Here is a 20,826-nt window from a genome sequence, read left to right as displayed (position 1 = left end):
GTCAAGCAACCAGCCCGGAAAGCGAATCGAGCGTTTCGTCGAAGTCCGCCCGTTCGTCTGTCTTCTGCTTCAGAAAATCGCGGATGGCGCCGATGCGCTCGATGGCGCGGTCCGACAAAGGCTCCGAGCCGCGCTTGTATTCGCCGATTTTCACGAGAAGTTCGACCTCTTGGTACTTCGCCATCAGCTCGCGTAGCCTGCCTGCGTCTTCCTTGTGCCGAGGCGTGACGATCGCGTTCATGACGCGTGACGCTGACGCGAGGATGTCGATCGCCGGATAGTGATTGGCTGCGCCCAGTTTTCGTGACAGCACGATGTGGCCATCGAGGATCGACCTGCTCTCATCGGCGACGGGCTCGGTCATGTCATCGCCCTCGACCAGCACGGTGTAGAGCGCGGTGATCGAGCCCTTGTCGTTCATGCCGGTACGCTCCATCAGCTTGGGCAATGTCGCGAACACGCTTGGAGGGAAGCCGCGACGTGTGGGCGGCTCGCCGGCGGCAAGCCCGATTTCACGCTGCGCGCGGGCGAAGCGCGTGACCGAGTCCATGAGAAAAAGCACCTTCTTGCCTTGGTCGCGAAAGTACTCCGCGATGGCCGTGGCAACATAAGCGGCCTTTGCTCGCTCCATGGCGGACTTGTCGGAGGTCGCGCATACGATCACCGACTTGCGCCGCCCTTCCTCTCCCAACTCGTGCTCGAGGAACTCACGCACTTCGCGCCCGCGCTCGCCGATCAGGGCGATGACGGTGATGTCGACGGAGGCCCCCTTGACCAGCATGCCGAGCAACGTGGATTTGCCTCCGCCTGCGGCGGCGAAGATTCCCATGCGCTGCCCTTCGGCGCAGGTGAGCAGGCCGTCAATTGCGCGCACGCCCAGCGGCAGCGCGTTGGTGATCAGCCGCCTCTTCATCGGGTCCGGCGCGTCAGCCACAACGGGCGCGAGTGCGACGGTTTCAAGAGGGCCGTGCGTTCCGGTATCCATCGGATGACCCAGTCCATCCAGCACGCGGCCCAGCAAGGCCGGGCCGACGCCGACCATATGGACTCGCCCGGTCGGTACGACTTCGGTGATGCTCGAGATGCCTAGCGTGTCGCCAATGGGTGTGAGAAGCGCCGCGCCGCGCGTGAGCCCGACAACCTCGGCCTTCATCTCGCCGACGGAGCCCGGATTGCGCAGCAGACAGATCTCGCCGACCACCACCGAAGGCACCACCGCCTTGATGATGGTGCCCGTGACCTGCGTGACACGTCCACGAAGGTGTATGGCTCCCGCGCCCGCCAATGCACCGCGCAGCCTTTGCGTGATGTAGTCGAACGGCGCTGTATCGGCACCTTGCCGCCGAAGCGCTCGTTCTGCCCGTTCGGCCAGGGGGAGGTCAAGCGGATTCATCGAACGCGGTCCGTAGGGCTTGCTTCAGGGCATCGATCTGTCCGGTCGCGCTGGCCTCGACGATGCCGATGTCGGTTTCGACGGCAACGGCGTCGACCGGGATTCTCACGTCGGCGACGACGTCGACACATTCGATGGCGGGATACGTCCGGATCAGGTCCGCCACCTGCTCGCGAATCGCCGCTGCATGGTCCGGGTGGACGCGAACGGTGACCTGCTTTTGCGAACGCACTTCTGCCAGCGAGCGGGCAACGAGCGAGGCCACGCAATGGCGATCGCCGAAGTCGCTGATGACGCTCTGCACGCCGCTCACGACCAGGTCGACCATGCGCTGCTCGACCCTTGCGAAGTAGGTTGACGTGCGTGCCACCAGTTCGACCATTCGACCGGACTGGTCGAGCCGCGCAAGCTCCGAGCCTTCGTCATAGCCCTTTCGCTTTTCCGCCTCGAAGGCGGTGCGAGCGTCCGACAGGATTTGGTCGCGGCAGCGCAATGCTTCCGCGATGACCTCCTCGGCTTCGCGGTACGTCCATACCTGATGCGCCTTCACGACCTTCTGTGACGGCTCGGGACGGGTCAGTGCCGAGCTGTCACGAACGATGAACACCATCTCGGTTCCAGTGCACAAAGGATGCGATTCACCAACGGGATCGCGGCGGCTGGCTGCGCCTGGCCACGGCGGGCGTCAGCCGGGAGCTTGAGCAGGGCGCGCAGGCGCAGCTCCGCTGGCTCGTCCTCGAGGCTCGCCGCAATCCAGTCGTACCCCACCTGCAGCGAAGGAGCATCTTCGGGATCGGACGGCAAGAGGTCGTGGAGGGCGAGCAGCGAAGTGCCATGCATCGCAAATTCATAGGCGCGCGGTGTCAGCTGCTGCCGCCATGCCAATACCTCGTCGCGGGCGATGCTGCGCCGCAGGCGGGCTGATTGCGCAACGGCGCCCACGGTAAGCGCGAAGTCGGGCATGCGCGCGGCGTCGAGCAACGCCAGCGGCAGTACAGCGCGACTTGGTTCCATGCAAGGCCGGTCGTGAAGGTCGAGCGCGCGAAGGATCATGTCGGACAACGCGACCTGCGCGCGCGGATGGCGCCAGAGCGTTTCGCACTGCGGAGCCGCTTGCGAAGGGCGTCGTGTCGGATGGGTGTACGGCGCAGGGCAGTAGTTGAACGCGTACAGTTTTTCGAACAGCCATGGCTGCTCGAGGGCGAGCGGTCCGGATTCGGCCCGCGCGCTCATGGCGTGCCGCCCGTGCCGCCCACCGTCGCACCTGTTGGTGCTGCAGGCGCCGAGGTCCGCTTGCCCAACTTGAACCTGTGCCGGAATACGAAGGCCAGTGCTGCGAGGAGTGACGCGGCCAGCATGGCGCCACCAAGGGCAATGCTTCTCCAATTGCCGATACGGGTGGATTCTGCGGCTGGCGCTGCAGCGACCGGCGCCGTCGCCACGCGTGTGTCGGTGGCCGTGGACTCTCGGCGCTGCGCAGAGACGAGCACCACTGTGACGCGGTCTTCTGTGAGGCCTGGAATGCTGTTGGAGACCAGGCGCTTGACTTGCGGTATGACCGACTGAAGGTTGTACGCGGGCTTGTGTTTGATGAAGACCGCCGCCGAGGATGGCAGTGCGGGCGTCGAACCCGACGCTCGCTCAGGTAGAACCAAATGAACTCGAGCCTTCAACACGCCATCGATCTGGCTTACCGTCTCGCTCAGTTCCTGGGACAGTGCCCAGAGGAATCGGGCCCGCTCTTCGAGAGGGGAGGAGATCAGTCCTTCCTTGCGAAAGACCTGGCCCATGTGTGAGTGGGCTTCACGAGGAAGGCCGTTGGCCTGCAACGTGGCCATGGCAAGCGACACCTTGGAAGCTGCGATCACGACGCTGGCCATGCCGTCCTTGCCCGCCTGCTTGCGGGCGTCGATCTGTGCATCGCCCAGCGCAGCGACGACTGCGTTCACTTCAGATTCGGGAACGTTGGACAGAAGCTCGATGTCAGGATCGCATGCGGAGAGCAGAAAGCACAGCACGAGCGCTGACGTGAGTCGAATCACTGAGGTTATGGGCCGAATTGCGAACAGCATGGAGCGACTCATTGCAGCTTCGTCAGCGTGTCGATGTGCTGGACCGCTTTGGACACTGCCTTGGTCACGACGTCGAGGTGAAGCGACATCTCGTTGATGTTCACCTGAAGACGCATCAATTCGAGGACGCCAGGGCTCTGTCCTTTCGAATGGTTCAGCGAGTTCACGACCGTGTCGTGCCGTACGCGGTAGTTGTCCCCCATGGCCTGGATGCTGTCCAGGATCGCGCCGCCCAAACCTGTCTTTCGCGGATCGCCCACATGGACGGCCGGGATGTGCGCGGCGGCAACGGCCGATTCCGGCTTGAGGAGTTCGATGAACCTCTGAGCGAGTGCGTTGGATGACAGCGGTGCAGGCTGCGCCGCCGGAGCGGCTGCGGCCTCTTCGATCAATGCGGCCGCTGTCGAGGCGAGGACGGGGTCCATGAGGTTCCCTTGAAGAGATATCGTCGCGATGGGGTTGGCGGCGTGAGCCTCGGCTAGCTGAGGAAGCGGGAGTCGACTCCGGCCTCGGCCAGCTTGCTGCGCAAGACCGAGCGCGCACGTGAGAGCCGGCTGCGAACGGTGCCGACCGGCACACACAGAACGGCCGCGGCTTCCTCGTAGGGCATTTCGTCCACTGCAACGAGCATCAGGACCTCCTGCATGCTTTTCGGCAGCTCTGCCATGGAGTTGGCAAGTTCACGCAACAATTGCTGGCGTGCCAGGGCAGCGGAAGGCTCTTCGTGCTCGACGCCCGGCACGCCTTCGAGCTTGTCATCGCTCTCGAATGTGTACCTGCGGTTCGGTGAACGGCTGAGGTAGTTGCGCACGAGATTCATCGCAATGCCGTACAGCCACGTCGACAGCTCTGCCTCGCCTCGAAATCGCTCGATGGCCTGTGACGCGGCGACGAACGCCTGCTGGACGATATCGTTGGCGTCCTCGTAGTGGCCGATGTGACGCCAGATGAAGCGGTGCAACCGCGCCCTGTGCTCGCGCACGAGGGCGACGAAAAGAACGTCGCGCTCTGCTCGTGGCAACTCGTCGCCGTCGGGCTGTTCCGACGCCAGCGCGACTTCTTGTTTGTTCATGCAGGTTCCCAACACGTCTCACTCAACCTTGCAGTGCCGAAGATCGGGTCATGGCTTGTGTGGCTCCCTTGTTCTCGACGGGCTGGATGCTATTCAGGGGGATGTCGTTGGCTCTGCTGGTCGCGACAAAACGCGAGATTGTTTAGAGGTGTGTGTGAACCTATTGCGCAGATCGCCGTGCGCTGACTTGAGAACGTCGCGCGGCGACCGTCCCGGGAACTCCCTACGCGCCGCGAGTTACTCAGGCGCCGACGGGGTACTGGCGTTGTGGCTCAGATGGATGACACCGATCACTCGGATCACACAGATCACACAGATCACACAGATCACACAGATCACACAGATCACACAGATCATTTGAACTTTCAAGCAATATGCCGCGAGGCCGGTGTATTGCTTGGCTTGGTCGATGTGAACGCCATTGCTGACGGACGCGCAGTGGCCGTCGACGGCGTGCTGGTGGAACTTGCGCAGAATTGGCGCAGCGGTTGTCTCGATGCCTATTTGTTCGTCGACGCCGGCGTGCCGCACGAGGACAGGGGCGCCGAGGTGTGCCAAGCCTTGCTGAGCCTGCAGTTGTTGCAGCTCGGCGAAATCGAGGGCATGTTCGTCCACGACGCGGTGAACGACCGGCTCATGTTCGGAGCACGCATCACGCTCTGGCGGTGCCTGGATGGCGCAGCGCTGGCAATCCTCATGCGTGCATTGGCAAGCCGGGCGATGACATGGCGTCGCACATTGCTCGCTCAGAAGTTGGAGCAAGCGCTCGATCCGCGCAACGCCGCGGGTGCAATCGGCTTTCGAGATATTGTTTGACGAGTCAGCACTGCGCGCGTGCCTGTCGATCGCTTCGTGGAATGCGCAAGATGGAAATATCGGCTTTCATGCGGCCGACCTAGAATTCCGGCCGGTGATTGGCGCGGGCAAAAGCCTTGCCCTCGTCGATGAAGACTGCGTCATCGAACTTCTGATCGGCTCGCGTTACTCAAGAGGCCAGACTGTGCGTCCGATAGGCGGACGCGCGCGCCAGACACAGTAGCAACAAGATGAATATCTCCATTCGCCCGAATTTTTCAATCGGCCTGCAGCCGGGCCCCGGTGAGGCGGTCACACGTGGTTCGGCAGGCTCTCCAAGCGAACTTGCGGCGACCGACGACGAAAAGAACGTCCTCGACGAACTGCAATTCCAAGCCCGGCAAGACGGAACAAGTGCTTTGCTCGACGAGGTCCTGAAAGCGCTGGAAATTGCTCCCGAAGAGGTCTCGCGGCAGAACGTTGGTGAGATCCATCGGGCGCTGGGAATGGCGTCGCTGGCCATGCAGGGGTGTGCGGAGATGGACGCATGGCGGTTGCTCACCGCTTCCCGTCAATTCGGCGCGCACACCAAGGCCATCAAGGCTTAGCAACGGTTTCCGTACATCAGTCCATTTGCGCTTCGCGCCACAATGCCCGCACCGAAGGTCGCGGGCATTTTTCCTTTGTAGGATGCGCTGATGAGCAAGGCATTCACCAAAGAAACCGATGCGGACGACGACGATGACGCTGCCGGAGGTCTTCCGGCGTTGCCGCCGGGAGCCAAGAACTACATCACGCCCCGCGGTCATGCCCGCCTTCGCAGCGAGTTGATTCAGCTGATGGATCTCGACAGGCCGAAGGTGGTCGAGGCGGTTCACTGGGCCGCGAAGAATGGCGACCGCTCGGAGAACGGCGACTATCTGTACGGCAAGAAGCGCCTTCGCGAGATCGATCGGCGCATCCGATTTCTGACAAAGCGCCTCGAGGTGGCGGAGGTCACTGACCCCACGATTCACCACGGCCGAGACCAGGTATTTTTCGGCGCGACGGTGCGTTACGCCGATGAAACGGGCGACGAGCGCGAGTTGACCATCATGGGCATCGACGAGGCCGATAGCGCGCGTCAGCAAGTGAGTTGGATCTCGCCGATCGCGCGGGCCTTGCTCAAACATCGCGAGGGCGACGTGGTCAGGCTCTCGACGCCCGGCGGCGTGCATGACATCGAGATTCTCTCGGTGAGCTATCCGGCGACCCCCACGGAGAATTGAACCGCAGCCTCAGGGCGCAGGAACGGTGCGAGACGCCGCGAGCACAGAGGGCGTGCGCCGGGCGGCTCGCAGCACCGCTTCGAGATGCGTCCGGTCCCGTACCGCGATGACGAAACGCAAGTCGGTCGAGTCTTGCGGTGTTTCGTCGGCCATCTCCACATGTGTGATATCGGCCTCCGCTTCCGCGAGGGTGGCGGCGACGCGCGCCAACACGCCCTTGTCGTTGCGCACGGTGATGACCACGCCCGTCTCGAATGTCCGGACGGGCTCGTCGGCCCATTCCACGGCGAAGAAACGCTCGCTGTCCTTGTGCCGCAGCCGCTGGCCGACGCCGCAAGCCTCGGTGTGAACCACAAGCCCTTCACCGTGGCCCAGATAGCCCACGATCGGATCGTCGGGAATCGGCCTGCAGCAGAGCGCGAAGCGCACCGATGAGTTTTCGCTGCCGTCCAGGGTGACGGCGCCTTGCGAGACGGCGTCGTGCGCCGCGAAGCGCTCGCGGCTGAGCATCAGCGCGTCAGGCTTCTCGCCTCGCTCGGCGAGCAGGGCCATCAGGCGTTTGGCGACGATGCTCGCGATGCGCTTGCCCAGGCCGATGTCGGTCAGCAACTCCGAGCGGGTTCGGTTTCCGGTGAAGCGCAGCAGCTTGTCCCAGATCTGCTGATGCTCGTCGTCGTCGCCAGGCAAGGTGCCAAGGCCCTCGGCGCGCAACGCCTGCGCCAATAGTTTTTCTCCCAAGCCCTCGGACTCGGCGTGGGCCAGGGTCTTGAGGTAATGGCGAATCTTCGACCGGGCGCGGCCGGTGCGCACGAAGCCTAGCCAAGCGGGGTTTGGCGTCGACACCGGCGCGGTGATGACCTCCACAACGTCGCCGTTCTTGAGCTCGGTGCGAAGCGGAACCTGGTCGCCGTTGATGCGTGCAGCGGAGGTGTGATCGCCGATGTTGCTATGAATCGCGTAGGCAAAATCGACGACGGTGGCGCCACGCGGCAGCGCCAGGATCTGGCTCTTGGGCGTGAAGACATACACCGCATCGGGAAAAAGGTCGACCTTGACGTGGTCCCAGAACTCCGCGGCGTCGCGCGTCTCGTCCTGGATGTCCAGCAGGGATTGCAGCCACTTGGTGCCCAGGCGATCGCCGGTGGGTGCGCTCGGCTCGGCTGCCTTGTAGAGCCAATGGGCGGCCACGCCCGACTCGGCGACTACGTGCATGGCCTCGGTGCGCAACTGGAACTCGACGCTCACACCGGCCGGCCCCACCAGGGTGGTGTGCAGCGACTGGTAGCCATTGAGCTTTGCGATCGCGATGTGATCCTTGAACTTGCCCGGCAGCGGCTTGTACATCTGATGCAGGATGCCCAGGCCGGTGTAGCAGGCGATCACCGAAGGCACGATCAAGCGGAAACCGTAGATGTCGGTCACCTGGGCAAAGCTCAGGTGCTTCTCTTCCATCTTGCGGTAGATGGAGTACAGCGTTTTTTCCCGACCGGCGATGCGCACGCTCATGTTCGCGCCGGCAAACGCGGCTTCGAGCTCCTGCTGGACCTTCTGGATCAGGTCGCGTCGCCGACCGCGGGCCTTGGCCACTGCCTTGGCGAGGATCGTGTAGCGCCAAGGGCGCGAGTGGCGGAACGAGAGGTCCTGCAGTTCGCGGTAAGTCTGGTTGAGGCCGAGCCGATGCGCGATCGGCGCGTAGATCTCGAGCGTCTCGCGGGAGATGCGGGCCCACTTTTCCCGCGGCGCATCTTCGAGAGTGCGCATGTTGTGCGTGCGATCCGCCAGCTTGACCAGGATGACGCGCACGTCTCTCGCCATCGCCAGCAGCATCTTGCGGAAGGACTCGGCCTGGTTCTCCTCGCGTGTGTTGAAGCGCAGCTTGTCCAGCTTGGTGAGGCCATCGACCAGTTCGGCTACCGGGGCGCCAAACCGTTCGATCAGCTCCACCTTGGTGACGCCGCAATCCTCGATCGCGTCGTGAAGCAGGGCGGCCATCAAGGCCTGCGCATCGAGCTTCCATTCTGCGCATTGCGCGGCCACGGCGATCGGATGCGTGATGTAGGGCTCGCCGCTGTTGCGCAGCTGCCCCAGATGCGCTTCGTCCGCGAAGCGATAGGCGCGACGCACCTGCTCCACATCGTCGGCGCCCAGGTAGTCGAGGCGGTCGGTCAGCGCGGCAAAGCTGGCCGCGGCCGCATTCAGCGCCGCAGGGCTGGGCCGGGGCGTTCCTTTTGGAGCATCCGACGGGGACTTGACAACCGCACTCATTCTTACCACTGTAGCTTGGCAGCCGGTTCGATGTCTTTGCGCAACAAAAAAGCACCGCGATGCGGTGCTTGTTTGTTGCAGCTGTGCGTCAGCTCAGCCGGGGACCTTCTTGAGCATTTCCAGTCCGATCTTGCCTTCTGCAATTTCGCGCAGGGCAGTGACGCCCGGCTTGTTCTTGCTCTCGATCTTGGGCGCATGGCCCTGGCTCAACATGCGAGCGCGGTACGTGGCAGCCAGCACGAGCTGGAAGCGGTTGGGAATGTGCTCGAGGCAGTCTTCGACGGTGATGCGGGCCATGGAGGTCTTTCGGCGTACGAGATCAGGGAATGTTCAGGGCGGCAAAGGTGTCGGCACGTGCGCGGCGCTGTGCGGAATACCGAAGCCGCTGAGCGTGGACAATCGCCTTCAGGTCGAAAAGTGCGCGCTCAAATAACTCGTTGATTATAACGAAGTCGAATTCGTTGGCGCGTGCCATCTCTTCGCCAGCGTTTTGCAGGCGCAGCTCGATGATTTCGGCGCTGTCTTCGCCGCGCCGTTCGAGCCTCGACCTGAGTTCTTCCCAGCTGGGCGGCAGGATGAAGATGGTGACCGCATTGGCGAAGGTCTTGCGGATCTGGGTCGCCCCCTGGAAATCGATCTCCAGGATCACATCCGCCCCTTTGGCAATGCGGTCTTCGATCGCTTTCTTGGAAGTACCGTAGCGCTGCCCGTGGACGTGCGCCCACTCGACGAAAGCGTCGGCCTCGACCATCGCGTCGAAGTCGCCGTGCGGCACGAAGAAATACTCGCGCCCATGCTTCTCCTGGCCCCGCGGCGGCCGGGTGGTGTGCGATACCGAAGGCTGCACCGCCGAATCGAGCTCCATGAGCGCCTTGACCAGACTCGATTTGCCGGCGCCGCTGGGAGCGGCGACCACGAAGATGTTGCCGGGGTAATCCATTCTTGCCTGCCCTGCCTATTCGATGTTCTGGACCTGCTCGCGCATCTGCTCGACCAGGACCTTCATGTCCACGCCGATGCGCGTGAGTTCGAGCGTGGCCGACTTCGACCCCAGCGTATTCGCTTCGCGATGCAGCTCCTGGATCAGGAAATCAAGGCGCTTGCCGATCTCGCCCCCCTTCTTGACCAGCCTTTCGATCTCGTCCAAGTGCGACCCCAGCCGCGTCAGCTCTTCCGCAACGTCGATCCGGATCGCGAAGGCCGTGGCTTCGGTCAATGCGCGGTCTTGCGCAGCTTCGGGCGGCGGGCCGCCCGTCGCACCCATGGCGTCCTGCCAGCGCTCGAGAAAGCGGTTGCGCTGCTGCTCGACCAGTTGCGGCACCAAAGGGCGCGCCTGCTCGACCAGGGCGCGCAGCTGGGCCAAATGGTCCTGGAGCATCGTGGCCAGTCGTGCGCCCTCGCGCTCGCGAGCGGTCACGAGTCCCTCGAGCGTCCTCGTCGTCAGCTCGGAGAGGTCGGCGCTCCAGTCGCTCTTGCCGCTCGTGTCACCGGCTGCGAGCCGTAGAACGTCCGCCACGCTGAGTTCGCGCGCACCTGGCAGCCATGCGAGAACGTGGTCCTGCAGTCCATTGAGGCGCTGCAGCAGCTTGGTCGAAGGATCGCCCACGTTGCCTGCGGCCCCGCTTTCGATCGCCGCACGCAGCTCCACCTTGCCGCGCTTGAGCTGCGCCGTGAGCAGTTCGCGCAGCAAGGGTTCGTGCTGTCGAAGCTCTTCCGGCAGCTTGAAGGTGAGGTCGAGAAAACGGCTGTTCACCGAACGGATTTCGACTCCGAGCCGGCCCGTCGCGACGGCTTTGGCCTCGGCGTCCGTGTGTCCGCCGCCTGCGCCGCTTTGGCCGCTGGCATAGCCGGTCATGCTGTAAACTGGCATTGCGCCTCGCTCTTGATTTCGTGTCCACGCGCCGAGACGGCGGCGGCGCCTTTGCTTGCCGCACCCCTGTCTTCGGGCGAAACTCCCGGATTATGTCAAAGGTCAAACCTTCGCCCTTGTTGCCTGACACGGTCATCGGCGGATACCGCGTCGTGCGCCGTATCTCCGCCGGTGGTTTCGGCGTCGTCTACCTCGCCGTCGATCATTCGGGGCAGCAGGTCGCGATCAAGGAATACCTCCCATCTTCGCTGGCCACGCGCGGCACCGGTGAGTTGGCGCCGCAAGTGTCGCCCGAGAAGCTTTCTCTGTATCGCCTGGGCCTGAAAAGCTTCTTCGAAGAGGGCCGTTCGCTCGCACAGATCTCGCATGCTTCGGTCGTCAGCGTGCTCAACTTCTTCCGCGAGAACGAAACCGTCTACATGGTCATGAACTACCTGGAGGGCGCGACCCTGCAGGACTTCATCGTGACCGCACGCGATCTCAAGAAGCAGAAGGTGTTCCGCGAGTCCACCATCCGTTCGCTCTTCGACGAGATCCTGCGCGGCCTGCGCATCGTGCACCAGCACAAGATGCTGCACCTGGACATCAAGCCCGCCAACATCTTCGTGACCGACGACGACCGCGCGGTGATGATCGACTTCGGGGCCGCGCGCGAAGTGCTGTCGAAAGAAGGCAACTTCATCCGCCCCATGTACACCCCCGGCTTCGCCGCCCCCGAGATGTACCGCCGCGACTCATCCATGGGCCCGTGGACCGACATCTACGCCATCGGCGCCTGCATCTATGCGTGCATGCAGGGCTACCCGCCCAACGACGCGCCTCAGCGCATCGAGAAAGACAGGCTCGGCCTGTCGCTGTCGCGCCTGCGCGGCATCTATTCCGACAACCTGATCGAGGTGGTCGAATGGTGCATGTCGCTCGACCCGCTCTCGCGTCCGCAATCCGTGTTCGCCCTGCAGAAAGAGCTGAGCCGCGAAGGCGAGCGCCGCTACACCAAGCTCACCGTGAGCGAAAAAGTGCGCCTGTCGATCGACAACATGCGTTCTTTCGAGAAGAAGGGCCTGCCCAAGGCCGCAGCCCCAACGACACGCCCGGCATGACGACTCCCCACGCTTCTCACTCCGTGTTTGCGCTGCCCCGCTCGGGGAAGTTCGCTGCCCATCGGGCGCTTGGGGGGGCGCTGTGAAGTTCTCCGTCTTCCAGGTCAGCCGCAAAGGCGGCCGTCTCAAGAACGAAGACCGCATGGGCTATTGCTACACGCGCGAATCGGGCCTGTTCGTTCTGGCCGACGGCATGGGCGGGCATCCCGAAGGCGAGGTGGCGGCGCAAATGGCGCTGCAGACCATCGCAGCGCTCTACCAGCGTGAAGCGAGGCCGCTCCTGAAGGACGTGAAAGCCTTCCTCACTTCCGCGGTGATGGCGGCGCACCAGCAGATCATGCGGTACGCCGGCAACAAGGGCATGCTCGACACCCCGCGCACCACCGTGGTAGCGGCGGTCATCCAGGGCAATGCGGCCACCTGGGTTCATTGCGGCGATTCGCGGCTCTACGTGATCCGCGACGGCGCCATGCTGATGCGCACACGCGACCATTCCCATGCCGAGCGGCCGCGGCCCGGCGGCGGCAACGATGTCGTCAACCGCAACCTGCTGCTGACCTGCCTCGGTTCGCCCACCACGCCGCTCTTCGACATCTCCGCGCCGCTGCCGTTGCAGCGCGGCGACCGCATCATGCTGTGCTCCGACGGCCTGTGGAGCGTGCTTGACGAAAACCTCGTCGTGCGGACGCTCTCGTCCGGCAAGCCGGTTTCCGATGCCGCCCCCGACCTCGCCGAAATGGCGCTGCGCAACGGCGGCACGCACAGCGACAACGTGACGCTGATCGCGCTCGAATGGGAAACGCCCGACGCACCCGGCCAGGCGCGTGGCGTCTCCACCGACAGCATCAGCGACGGCGTGTTCGCCTCCACCATCCAGGCCGGCATGCCCTCCGACAGCGAGCTCGACGATCTCGACGAGGATGCGATCGAGCGCTCCATCGCCGAGATCAACGAAGCCATCAAGCGTTCGGCTGCCCGCAAGTCCTGACTTTCCTTCTTTCTTTTCCGGGTTCGACATGACAGATTTCGTACGAAGCGGCGCACGTGCCGCCGACCAGCTGCGGCCGGTCCGCATCACGCGCGGCTTCACCATCCACGCCGAGGGCTCGGTGCTGATCGAGTTCGGCCAGACGCGCGTGCTGTGCACCGCGTCGGTCGAAGAAAAGGTGCCCCCGCACAAGCGTGGCAGCGGCGAGGGCTGGGTCACGGCCGAATACGGCATGCTGCCGCGCGCCACGCACACGCGTAGCGACCGCGAGGCCGCGCGCGGCAAGCAGAGCGGCCGCACGCAGGAAATCCAGCGCCTGATCGGTCGCTCGATGCGTGCCGTGTTCGACCTGGCAGCGCTCGGCGAGCGCACCATCCACCTCGATTGCGACGTGCTCCAGGCCGACGGCGGCACCCGCACGGCCGCCATCACCGGTGCCTTCGTCGCGGCCCAAGATGCGGTCAACAAGCTCCTGGCCGCAGGCACCCTGGCGGCATCGCCGATTCGCAGCCACGTGGCTGCCGTGTCGGTCGGCATCGTGCAGGGCACGCCGCTGCTCGACCTCGAATACGTCGAAGACTCGGCCTGCGACACCGACATGAACGTGGTCATGACCGGCGCCGGCCATTTTGTGGAAGTGCAGGGCACAGCCGAAGGGGCCGCCTTCTCGCGCGACGAGATGAACGCGCTGCTGGGGCTGGCCGAGAAGGGCATCGCCGAACTCACCGCGCTCCAGGCGCAGGCCTTTGCCGGGTAATGCCGCGGGCCTTGGATCGACGATGAAACTGGTCCTCGCCTCCAACAATGCCGGCAAGCTCGCCGAGCTGCAGCAGCTGTTCGCCCCGCTCGACGTCGCCCTGGTGCGGCAGTCGGAACTCGGCGTGGGCGAGGCGGACGAGCCTTTTCACACCTTCGTCGAGAACGCGCTTGCCAAGGCCCGTCACGCCGCCCAGGCGACGGGCCTGCCCGCCATCGCCGACGATGCCGGCCTGTGCGTCGAAGCCTTCGGTGGGCTGCCCGGCGTCGCCACCGCCTACTATGCGACGCAGTTCGGCTACGAGAAGGGCGACGGCAACAACGTGCGCGCCTTGCTCGAGCAGATGGCCGACGTCGAAGACCGCCGCGCCGCGCTCGTCAGCACACTGGTGGCGCTGCGCAGTCCCAACGATCCGGAGCCGCTCATCGCGGTCGGTCGTGCCGCCGGTTTGATCACACGCGAGCCCATCGGCGACAACGGCTTCGGCTTCGACCCGGTCATGTGGCTGTCCCAGTTCGGCAAAACCTTCGCCCAATTGCCGGCCGAGGTGAAAAACGCGCACAGCCACCGCGGCCAGGCGGCGCGTGCCATGCTGGCCCTGATGCGGGAGCGCTGGCTGTGAGCGTGATCGTCCCGATCGTCGACGACCGCACGCAGGGGCGCGCAGGCGCAGCGGAGCGAGCCAACGACGTATTGCACTGGATGCGCCCCGGCCCGCTGCAGCTCACGGCCTTGCCGCCCTTGTCGCTGTACGTCCACATGCCGTGGTGCCTGCGCAAATGCCCGTACTGCGACTTCAACTCGCACGAATGGCGCGGCGGCAGTGCAGAGGGCGATGCGCCCCTGCCCGAGCAGCGCTATCTCGACGCCCTGATCGCCGACCTCGATGCGGCGCTGCCGCTGATCTGGGGCCGCAGCGTGCACAGCATCTTCATCGGCGGCGGCACGCCCAGCCTGTTCTCGCCGGCCGCCATCGACCGCCTGCTGGGTGACCTGCGAGCGCGGCTCAAGCTGGCGCCCGATTGCGAGATCACGCTCGAGGCGAACCCCGGTACTTTCGAGCGAGACCGCTTCCGTGGCTACCGCGCCGCCGGCGTCACGCGGCTGTCCGTCGGCGTGCAGAGCTTCGATGATGCGCACCTGAAGGCCCTCGGCCGCGTGCATGACCGCGCCCAGGCCATCGCAGCGGTGGAAGAGGCTGCACAAGCCTTCGACACTTTCAACCTCGATTTGATGTACGCGCTGCCGGGCCAGACGCTCGAGCAGCTCGATGCCGACCTCGACCAGGCGCTGGCCCTCGCGCCGCCGCATCTGTCGGTCTACCACCTGACCATCGAGCCCAATACCTACTTCGCCAAGTTTCCGCCGGCGCTGCCCGAAGACGACATCGCCTACGACATGCTCGACCGCATCACCGAGCGCACAGGCCCGGCCGGCTTGGGTCGCTACGAGGTCTCGGCTTATGCGCGGGCCGGACACCAGTGCCTGCACAACGCCAACTACTGGCAGTTCGGCGACTACCTCGGCATCGGTGCCGGTGCGCATAGCAAGCTGAGCTTCGCCCACCGCATCGTGCGCCAGGTGCGTTTTCGCGAGCCGCGCCTCTACATGGACAACGCGCTGGCTGCCCGAGCGGTCGCGCAGAGCGACGAGGTCGGCATCGCCGAGTTGCCTTTCGAGTACATGCTCAACACGCTGCGCCTGAAGTCGGGCTTCACGCTGGCTCAGTTCGGCGAGCGCACCGGCCTGGCCATCACATCGATCCAGCGCGGGCTCGAGGAAGCGGAACGCAAGGGCTTGGTCGAACGCGATTTGTCGCGTGTCTGGCCCACCGACCGTGGCTTCGATTTCCTGAGTGACCTGCAGGCCATTTTTCTCCCTGATCGTTGAGAGTGCTCTCATGTCCACCCCCACCATGCCGGAAGAAGTCAAGCGTCGCTCCCGCGGACGTCCCAGTCCGGAGCAGGCTGCGGCCTTGCGCGAATCCTTTTTGTCCGCGGCGCTGAAGTCCTTTCTGCAGCAGGGCTACGCGGCCACCAGCATCGAGGCGATCGCGCGCGACGCCGGCGTGGCCAAGATCACCATCTACCGCCAGTTCGAGAACAAGGAAGCCTTGTTCCGCGAGGTCGTGCACCGGGCGGTGACCAATGCCCGCGACAACATGCAGGCCACCCTGGTGCGCTCCGATGCGGACGCGCGGCAGGTGCTGCTGGACCTGGTCGAGCGCATGTACCTGGGCGCCACGGAAACGCAAACCTTGGCGCTGCTGCGCCTCGTCATCGCCGAGGCCGTGCGTTTCCCCGAGCTCGCCAAATCGCTCTACGCGGAGAACAGCTTCGTCCTGGCGCCGGTGGTCGACTACCTGACGGAGGCGCAGCGCACCGGCAAGCTTCATGTGCCCGATCCCGAACTGGCGGCCGTGCAACTGTCCACGCTCGCCTTCGGCGGCGTGCGCTTCTTCATCTCAAAACCGCTGGCGGGGCCTGAAGAACGGCGCGCCTGGGCCGAAGGCATCGTGGGCCTGGTGCTGCGCGGCTGGACGCCGGCCCCTGCCACGGGAGAAAAAGCCGAAGGCGGCCCGGACTAGAATCGTGCCCCCATGTCCCGCGCCCTGCGGGCAGGTTCCGGAGAGTTGGGTGAGTGGTTTAAACCAGCAGTCTTGAAAACTGCCGACGGGCAACCGTCCGTGAGTTCGAATCTCACACTCTCCGCCAGGAGCAGCACACATGAGCAACGACGGCAAATCGACCTTCTCGATCGAACGAAACACCCAGCCTGTCGCAGCCGCCGAACGCGCGCAGCTGTTGCAGGATCCGGCATTCGGCAGGGTCTTCACCGACCACATGGCCACCGCGCGCTATTCGGCAGAGCGTGGCTGGCACGACGCGAAGATCGAGGCGCGGCGCGACTTCACGCTCAACCCCGCGACGCTGGTGCTGCACTACGCGCAGGAGATCTTCGAGGGACTGAAGGCCTACCGCCTCGCCGATGGCGGCGCCGCCTTGTTCCGCCCCGACGCCAACGCGCGGCGCTTCCGCAATTCGGCCACGCGCCTTGCGATGGCGCCGCTGCCCGAAGAGCTCTTTATCGAATCGGTGCGCGAGCTGGTGCGCATCGACCGGGACTGGATCCCCAGCTCCGATGGCGCCGCCCTCTACCTGCGGCCCTTCATGATCGCGACCGAGGTGCTGGTCGGCGTGAAGCCCTCTTCCGAGTACCTGTACTGCGTCATCGCGTCGCCGGTCGGCTCCTACTTCAAGGGCGGGGCGCCGGCCGTGACGATCTGGGTGTCCGACAACTACACCCGCGCAGCGCCCGGCGGAACGGGCGACGCGAAGTGCGGCGGCAACTACGCCGCGAGCCTGGCCGCGCAGGCCGAGGCTTCGCGCGAGGGATGCGACCAGGTGGTGTTTCTCGACGCCGTGGAGCGGCGCTGGGTCGAAGAGCTCGGCGGCATGAACGTGTTTTTTGTCTTCGACGATGGCTCGCTGCAGACGCCGCCGCTGGGCGGCACCATCCTGCCGGGCATCACGCGCGAATCGCTGATCGTGCTGGCCCGCGACATGGGCCTCACGGTGCGCGAAGAGCCCTACGCCATCGATCAGTGGCAGGCCGATGCCGCGAGCGGCAAGTTGCGCGAAGCCTTCGCCTGCGGCACCGCCGCGGTGGTCACGCCCATCGGCAAGGTGAAGGGGCGCCGGCACGAGATCACGATCGGCGACGGCGGTGCCGGTCCTGTCACGGGCCGGCTCAAGGCGGCGCTGCTGGGCATCCAGCAAGGGCGCACGCCCGACCCGCACGGCTGGATGACGCTGCTTTCCTGATGTCCCCGGCCGCCGCCCGGCGGTCTCAGCCGTTCCGGAACAGAAAGCTGTAGGCGTTCAAGGCCGGCACGCCGCCCAGGTGCGCGTACAGCACCTTCGAGCCGGGCTCGAATTCGCCGCGCCGCACCTTGTCGATCATCCCGTGCATCGACTTGCCCTCGTACACGGGGTCGGTCAGCATGCCTTCCTGCCGCGCACACAGGCGGATGGCTTCCAGCGTGCCCTCGCTGGGTAAGCCGTATTCAGGTCCGCCGTAGCGGGTGTCGAGCACCACGTCGCGCTCTGCGATGTCGCGGCCCAGTTCGACCAGCGACGCGGTGTTGCGGGCGATGCGCAGGATTTGCGCATGCGTCTGCTCCGGCTTGGCCGAGGCGTCGATGCCGATGACCCGGTCGGCCCGTCCGTCGGCCGCAAACCCGACCACCATGCCGGCTTGCGTGCTGCCCGTCACGGAGCAGACCACGATGTAATCGAAGCGAAAGCCGAGCTCGGCTTCCTGCTGGCGCACTTCTTCCGCGAAGCCGACGAAACCCAGGCCGCCGAGCGGATGCTCGGAGCAGCCGGCGGGAATCGGAAAAGGCTTGCCCCCGGCGCGGCGCACGTCGTCCATCGCCTGTTCCCAGCTCGGGCGGATGCCGATGTCGAAGCCAGCCGCATCCAGGCGCACGTCGGCGCCCAGGATGCGCGACATCTCGATGTTGCCGACGCGGTCGTACACCGCGTCTGAATAGTTGACCCAGTTCTCCTGCACCAGCACGCACTTCATGCCCAGGTGCGCGGCCACGGCGGCCACCTGGCGCGTCTGGTTCGACTGGATGCCGCCGATGGAGACCAGCGTGTCGCAGCCCTGTGCCAGGGCCTCCGGGATCAGGTATTCCAGCTTGCGAGTCTTGTTGCCGCCGAAGGCCAGTCCGCTGTTGCAGTCCTCGCGCTTCGCGTAGAGCTCGACCTTGCCGCCCAGGTGCTTGCTCAGGCGATCGAGGCGATGGATCGGCGTCGGACCGAAGGTCAGGCGATGGCGGGGAAAGCGATGGAGTTGCATGGCAGGTCCTTGGAATGGATCGAAGGGATGGATGGGAGTGATGGTGGGAAGGGTTCGATGCTAGAAAAAATGCGATGTCATAGGGTTGCGAAGATGGTCCCGTTTGCGCACGATTCGGCATCCAAGTTTCCCAATCAAGTTGAGGAGTTGCACGAACATGGCATCCAACACAACAAAAGTTCGCCGCACCTCGGCATCGGCGGCACCCCCACCGCCGCCACTCCCATCGCCCGCACTGGACCGCACCGACAAGGCCATCCTCCGCCTGCTGCAAGCCGACGCGTCTCTCTCCAACGTGGCCCTGGCTGCCAAGGTCCACCTGAGTGCGCCTGCCTGCTTACGCCGCGTCGAGCGCCTCCGGCGTGCCGGGCTGATCGGCGCCACGGTGGCGCTGCTCGACGCCCAGGCGCTGGGCGCGGGGATGTTGGTGATGATCGGCGTGGTGCTCGACCGATCGACGCCCGAATCCTTCACCGCCTTCGAGAAGGCAGCGGTCAAGATCTCGGGCTGCATGGAATGCCACGTCGTCACCGGCGAGTTCGACTACTTCATGCTGGTTCGCACCCGCGACGGCGAGAGCTTCAACCGCCTGCATGCCGAGCAGTTGCTCTACCTGCCCGGCGTGCGGCAGATCCGGTCCTTCATCGTGCTCAAGCAGGTGCTGTCGACGACGCAGATCCCTTTGTGAAGCCCTGGGCCCGAAAGGCCAAAGGTCGTGCCGGCATCAGGCCCTTTGGCTGGCGCCCGGCGCGCAGCGCGGCCCATAATGCCCGTCCGCGGTCGCGCCGGGGCCGCATTCTCCAGCGATGAATGGCCGCGTCGCACCGACGTGGCGTTGCGTGTCTTCGTTTTCCGGCGACCAGGAGGACGACCCAGATGAGCTCATTGCAGAAGGTGCTGCCGGCCTGTGAACCGGCCCGCAGCCAGGCCTTGGCATTGCTTGCGAAGACGCACCATGTGCCACGGCACCTGGTCAAGGGAATCGCGAAACACGGCCTGGTGGTCGGTGGCGTGCCGCAACATCAGCAAGAAGAGCCGCAGGCGGACGCGCAGGACGCCGGGCTCCTTCCGAAGGCGCCGATCCAGCCCGGCTGACACCGAGCTTCCTGTACGCGCCCGCATCTCAGATCAGCGGCGCGCTCGCCTCCTTGAGCACGCGCAGCACGAAGTGCGACTGGCTGTGCCGGATGCCGGGAATCTTGTAGAGCTTCTCCCGCAGGAGGCGCTCGTAGTCGCGCGTGTCGCGCACCGCGATGCGGATGTAGTAGTCGTAGTCGCCTGACACGAGGTATGCCTCCTGGATCTCCGGGATGGCGGCCAGCGTGCGGCCGAACTCGTAGAGCGTTTCGTCGCTGTGGCTTTCCAGCGTGAGCTGCACGATCACCGAATCGTGGTAGCCCAGCTTGCCCGCGTCGACGTCGACCGTGTAGCGCTTGATGACGCCATTGGCCTCCAGCTTCTTGATCCGGCTCCAGCAGCTGGTGGCGGCCAAGCCGACTTCCGCGCCGATCTCCTGCAGTGTCTTGCGCGAGTCGTGCAGCAGCACGCGAAGGATCGCCAAGTCGATCTTGTCGAAAGAATCTTCGGTATCGGATTGCTTTTTGCGATTGTTCTTCATCAGATGAGCCCAATGCGTCTGAAAAACGAAGCACATTCTGCAGGAAGGCCGGAAGAATCGACGCATGCAAACCCTCGCCCCCACGCCTGCATTGCTCGCCCTGCGCAATGGCGCGCAAGCCCTGCTCCAGACCCTCGTCGACTGCGGCGTCGACACGATCTTCGGCTACCCCGGCGGTGCCGCACTGCCGCTGTACGACGCACTGCACGGCGAACCGCGGCTGCGCCATGTGCTGGTTCGGCACGAGCAGGCTGCCGTCCACGCGGCGGAGGGCTATGCGCGCAGCACCGGGCGCGTGGGCGTGGTGCTGGTCACTTCGGGGCCGGGTGTGGGCAACACCATCACCGGGCTGCTCGACGCCATCAGCGATTCGGTGCCACTGCTGTGCATCAGCGGCCAGGTGGCCAGTGCGGTGATCGGCACTGACGCTTTTCAGGAAAGCGATGCGCTCGGCATGTCGAGGCCGGTGACCAAGTGGAACCACCAGCTGCGCGCGGCCGACGCCATCCCGGCGCGCGTCCGGCAGGCGCTGGAGATTGCCGCCTCGGGCCGGCCGGGCCCGGTGCTGCTGGACGTGCCGAAGGACGTGCAACTGGCGCTGACCGGCAGCGAAGCCGAGGCGTCGCCCTCGCTTGCCCGTGCACGGCGCAACGTCCCCGCGCCCCTTTCGCAGGCGAGCCTCGAACGTGCGGCAGACCTGCTCTCCACCGCCCGCAGGCCGGTGTTCTACGGCGGTGGCGGCCTCGTCAACGCCGGGCCCGC

The 20,826-nt window shown here is 65.0% G+C and carries 26 protein-coding genes and 1 tRNA gene; 15 read left to right on the top strand and 12 right to left on the bottom strand.

Annotated elements, in window-relative coordinates:
• Position 1: 1 nt before the first annotated feature.
• From sctN to B0W80_RS06480, 6 genes are read right to left on the bottom strand one after another with little or no spacing between them, the layout of a single operon-like run.
• Positions 2 to 1,393, bottom strand: a complete 1,392-nt coding sequence (sctN, locus tag B0W80_RS06505) for a type III secretion system ATPase SctN (protein WP_083745222.1) — start codon at positions 1,391 to 1,393, stop codon at positions 2 to 4.
• Positions 1,380 to 2,003: an HrpE/YscL family type III secretion apparatus protein gene (locus B0W80_RS06500; protein ID WP_076998304.1), complete on the bottom strand. Its 624-nt coding sequence runs from the start codon at positions 2,001 to 2,003 to the stop codon at positions 1,380 to 1,382. The genes sctN and B0W80_RS06500 overlap by 14 nt, the downstream gene beginning before the upstream one ends.
• Entirely contained in the window at positions 1,970 to 2,626 is a 657-nt protein-coding gene (locus B0W80_RS06495; protein ID WP_076998303.1) for a SctK family type III secretion system sorting platform protein, read from the bottom strand. Before B0W80_RS06495 ends, B0W80_RS06500 begins: the two co-directional genes overlap by 34 nt.
• The gene (gene sctJ, locus B0W80_RS06490; RefSeq protein ID WP_076998381.1) at positions 2,623 to 3,465 is read right to left on the bottom strand and encodes a type III secretion system inner membrane ring lipoprotein SctJ; all 843 of its coding nucleotides are present in this window, start codon (positions 3,463 to 3,465) and stop codon (positions 2,623 to 2,625) included. Before sctJ ends, B0W80_RS06495 begins: the two co-directional genes overlap by 4 nt.
• An 8-nt stretch (positions 3,466 to 3,473) precedes the next feature.
• Complete coding sequence (locus tag B0W80_RS06485; protein ID WP_076998302.1) at positions 3,474 to 3,890, bottom strand: EscI/YscI/HrpB family type III secretion system inner rod protein; 417 nt, start codon at positions 3,888 to 3,890, stop codon at positions 3,474 to 3,476.
• Positions 3,891 to 3,943: 53 nt separating this feature from the next.
• Positions 3,944 to 4,537, bottom strand: a complete 594-nt coding sequence (locus B0W80_RS06480; RefSeq protein WP_076998301.1) for an RNA polymerase sigma factor — start codon at positions 4,535 to 4,537, stop codon at positions 3,944 to 3,946.
• Between the two features lie 357 nt (positions 4,538 to 4,894).
• Between B0W80_RS06480 and B0W80_RS06475 the strand changes: the two genes are divergently transcribed.
• The 4 genes from B0W80_RS06475 to greB all read left to right on the top strand — a co-directional run bounded on the left by B0W80_RS06475 (position 4,895) and on the right by greB (position 6,600).
• A complete protein-coding gene (locus tag B0W80_RS06475) occupies positions 4,895 to 5,353 on the top strand; it encodes a hypothetical protein (protein ID WP_143684508.1) in 459 nt (152 codons plus the stop codon).
• Positions 5,325 to 5,576 (top strand): hypothetical protein, encoded by a 252-nt coding sequence (locus B0W80_RS34760; protein WP_143684507.1) that lies wholly within the window; start codon positions 5,325 to 5,327, stop codon positions 5,574 to 5,576. Before B0W80_RS06475 ends, B0W80_RS34760 begins: the two co-directional genes overlap by 29 nt.
• Before the next feature lie 7 nt (positions 5,577 to 5,583).
• Complete coding sequence (locus B0W80_RS06470) at positions 5,584 to 5,940, top strand: hypothetical protein (protein ID WP_076998299.1); 357 nt, start codon at positions 5,584 to 5,586, stop codon at positions 5,938 to 5,940.
• Between the two features lie 90 nt (positions 5,941 to 6,030).
• Positions 6,031 to 6,600, top strand: a complete 570-nt coding sequence (gene greB, locus B0W80_RS06465) for a transcription elongation factor GreB (protein ID WP_076998298.1) — start codon at positions 6,031 to 6,033, stop codon at positions 6,598 to 6,600.
• A 9-nt stretch (positions 6,601 to 6,609) separates the two neighbouring features.
• Here greB and B0W80_RS06460 read toward each other — a convergent pair whose 3' ends face one another.
• The 4 genes from B0W80_RS06460 to B0W80_RS06445 all read right to left on the bottom strand — a co-directional run bounded on the left by B0W80_RS06460 (position 6,610) and on the right by B0W80_RS06445 (position 10,735).
• A complete protein-coding gene (locus tag B0W80_RS06460; RefSeq protein ID WP_076998297.1) occupies positions 6,610 to 8,865 on the bottom strand; it encodes a bifunctional (p)ppGpp synthetase/guanosine-3',5'-bis(diphosphate) 3'-pyrophosphohydrolase in 2,256 nt (751 codons plus the stop codon).
• A gap of 93 nt (positions 8,866 to 8,958) precedes the next feature.
• A complete protein-coding gene (rpoZ, locus tag B0W80_RS06455; RefSeq protein WP_076998296.1) occupies positions 8,959 to 9,162 on the bottom strand; it encodes a DNA-directed RNA polymerase subunit omega in 204 nt (67 codons plus the stop codon).
• A 22-nt stretch (positions 9,163 to 9,184) separates the two neighbouring features.
• Positions 9,185 to 9,805 carry a guanylate kinase gene (gmk, locus tag B0W80_RS06450; RefSeq protein WP_076998295.1) on the bottom strand — a complete coding sequence of 207 codons (621 nt, stop codon included), beginning with the start codon at positions 9,803 to 9,805 and terminating at the stop codon, positions 9,185 to 9,187.
• Between the two features lie 15 nt (positions 9,806 to 9,820).
• Positions 9,821 to 10,735: a YicC/YloC family endoribonuclease gene (locus B0W80_RS06445; protein WP_076998294.1), complete on the bottom strand. Its 915-nt coding sequence runs from the start codon at positions 10,733 to 10,735 to the stop codon at positions 9,821 to 9,823.
• Between the two features lie 92 nt (positions 10,736 to 10,827).
• Here B0W80_RS06445 and B0W80_RS06440 point away from each other — a divergent pair, with 92 nt between their 5' ends.
• The 8 genes from B0W80_RS06440 to B0W80_RS06405 all read left to right on the top strand — a co-directional run bounded on the left by B0W80_RS06440 (position 10,828) and on the right by B0W80_RS06405 (position 17,404).
• Entirely contained in the window at positions 10,828 to 11,835 is a 1,008-nt protein-coding gene (locus B0W80_RS06440; protein WP_076998293.1) for a serine/threonine-protein kinase, read from the top strand.
• 82 nt (positions 11,836 to 11,917) lie between these two features.
• Positions 11,918 to 12,823, top strand: a complete 906-nt coding sequence (locus tag B0W80_RS06435) for a PP2C family serine/threonine-protein phosphatase (RefSeq protein ID WP_076998292.1) — start codon at positions 11,918 to 11,920, stop codon at positions 12,821 to 12,823.
• 28 nt (positions 12,824 to 12,851) lie between these two features.
• Entirely contained in the window at positions 12,852 to 13,580 is a 729-nt protein-coding gene (gene rph, locus B0W80_RS06430) for a ribonuclease PH (protein WP_076998291.1), read from the top strand.
• Between the two features lie 22 nt (positions 13,581 to 13,602).
• Positions 13,603 to 14,202, top strand: a complete 600-nt coding sequence (gene rdgB / locus B0W80_RS06425) for an RdgB/HAM1 family non-canonical purine NTP pyrophosphatase (protein ID WP_076998290.1) — start codon at positions 13,603 to 13,605, stop codon at positions 14,200 to 14,202.
• Positions 14,203 to 14,207: 5 nt separating this feature from the next.
• Positions 14,208 to 15,470: a radical SAM family heme chaperone HemW gene (hemW, locus tag B0W80_RS06420; RefSeq protein ID WP_076998380.1), complete on the top strand. Its 1,263-nt coding sequence runs from the start codon at positions 14,208 to 14,210 to the stop codon at positions 15,468 to 15,470.
• Positions 15,471 to 15,480: 10 nt separating this feature from the next.
• Positions 15,481 to 16,167, top strand: coding sequence for a TetR/AcrR family transcriptional regulator (locus tag B0W80_RS06415; RefSeq protein WP_076998289.1), 687 nt, complete (start codon positions 15,481 to 15,483; stop codon positions 16,165 to 16,167).
• A gap of 39 nt (positions 16,168 to 16,206) precedes the next feature.
• Positions 16,207 to 16,294, top strand: a tRNA-Ser gene (locus B0W80_RS06410).
• Between the two features lie 12 nt (positions 16,295 to 16,306).
• Positions 16,307 to 17,404, top strand: a complete 1,098-nt coding sequence (locus tag B0W80_RS06405; RefSeq protein WP_076998288.1) for a branched-chain amino acid aminotransferase — start codon at positions 16,307 to 16,309, stop codon at positions 17,402 to 17,404.
• A 25-nt stretch (positions 17,405 to 17,429) separates the two neighbouring features.
• Here the strand turns inward: B0W80_RS06405 and B0W80_RS06400 are convergent, their stop codons facing one another.
• Entirely contained in the window at positions 17,430 to 18,446 is a 1,017-nt protein-coding gene (locus tag B0W80_RS06400) for a 1-aminocyclopropane-1-carboxylate deaminase (RefSeq protein ID WP_076998287.1), read from the bottom strand.
• 157 nt (positions 18,447 to 18,603) lie between these two features.
• Here B0W80_RS06400 and B0W80_RS06395 point away from each other — a divergent pair, with 157 nt between their 5' ends.
• Entirely contained in the window at positions 18,604 to 19,134 is a 531-nt protein-coding gene (locus B0W80_RS06395; RefSeq protein WP_076998286.1) for an Lrp/AsnC family transcriptional regulator, read from the top strand.
• A 188-nt stretch (positions 19,135 to 19,322) separates the two neighbouring features.
• Positions 19,323 to 19,541, top strand: coding sequence for a hypothetical protein (locus tag B0W80_RS06390; protein WP_076998285.1), 219 nt, complete (start codon positions 19,323 to 19,325; stop codon positions 19,539 to 19,541).
• 28 nt (positions 19,542 to 19,569) lie between these two features.
• Here B0W80_RS06390 and B0W80_RS06385 read toward each other — a convergent pair whose 3' ends face one another.
• Positions 19,570 to 20,064 (bottom strand): Lrp/AsnC family transcriptional regulator, encoded by a 495-nt coding sequence (locus tag B0W80_RS06385; protein WP_179106844.1) that lies wholly within the window; start codon positions 20,062 to 20,064, stop codon positions 19,570 to 19,572.
• Positions 20,065 to 20,128: 64 nt separating this feature from the next.
• On the opposite strand from B0W80_RS06385, the gene B0W80_RS06380 reads away from it, so the two are divergent.
• A partial coding sequence (locus B0W80_RS06380; RefSeq protein WP_256856504.1) for a thiamine pyrophosphate-binding protein occupies positions 20,129 to 20,826 on the top strand: 698 nt, incomplete at its 3' end.

This window comes from Variovorax sp. KK3 (genome assembly GCF_001984055.1).
Lineage (GTDB): Bacteria > Pseudomonadota > Gammaproteobacteria > Burkholderiales > Burkholderiaceae_C > Variovorax.
Note: the sequence above shows the minus strand (reverse complement) of the source record. Positions and strands in the feature narration are given on the sequence as shown.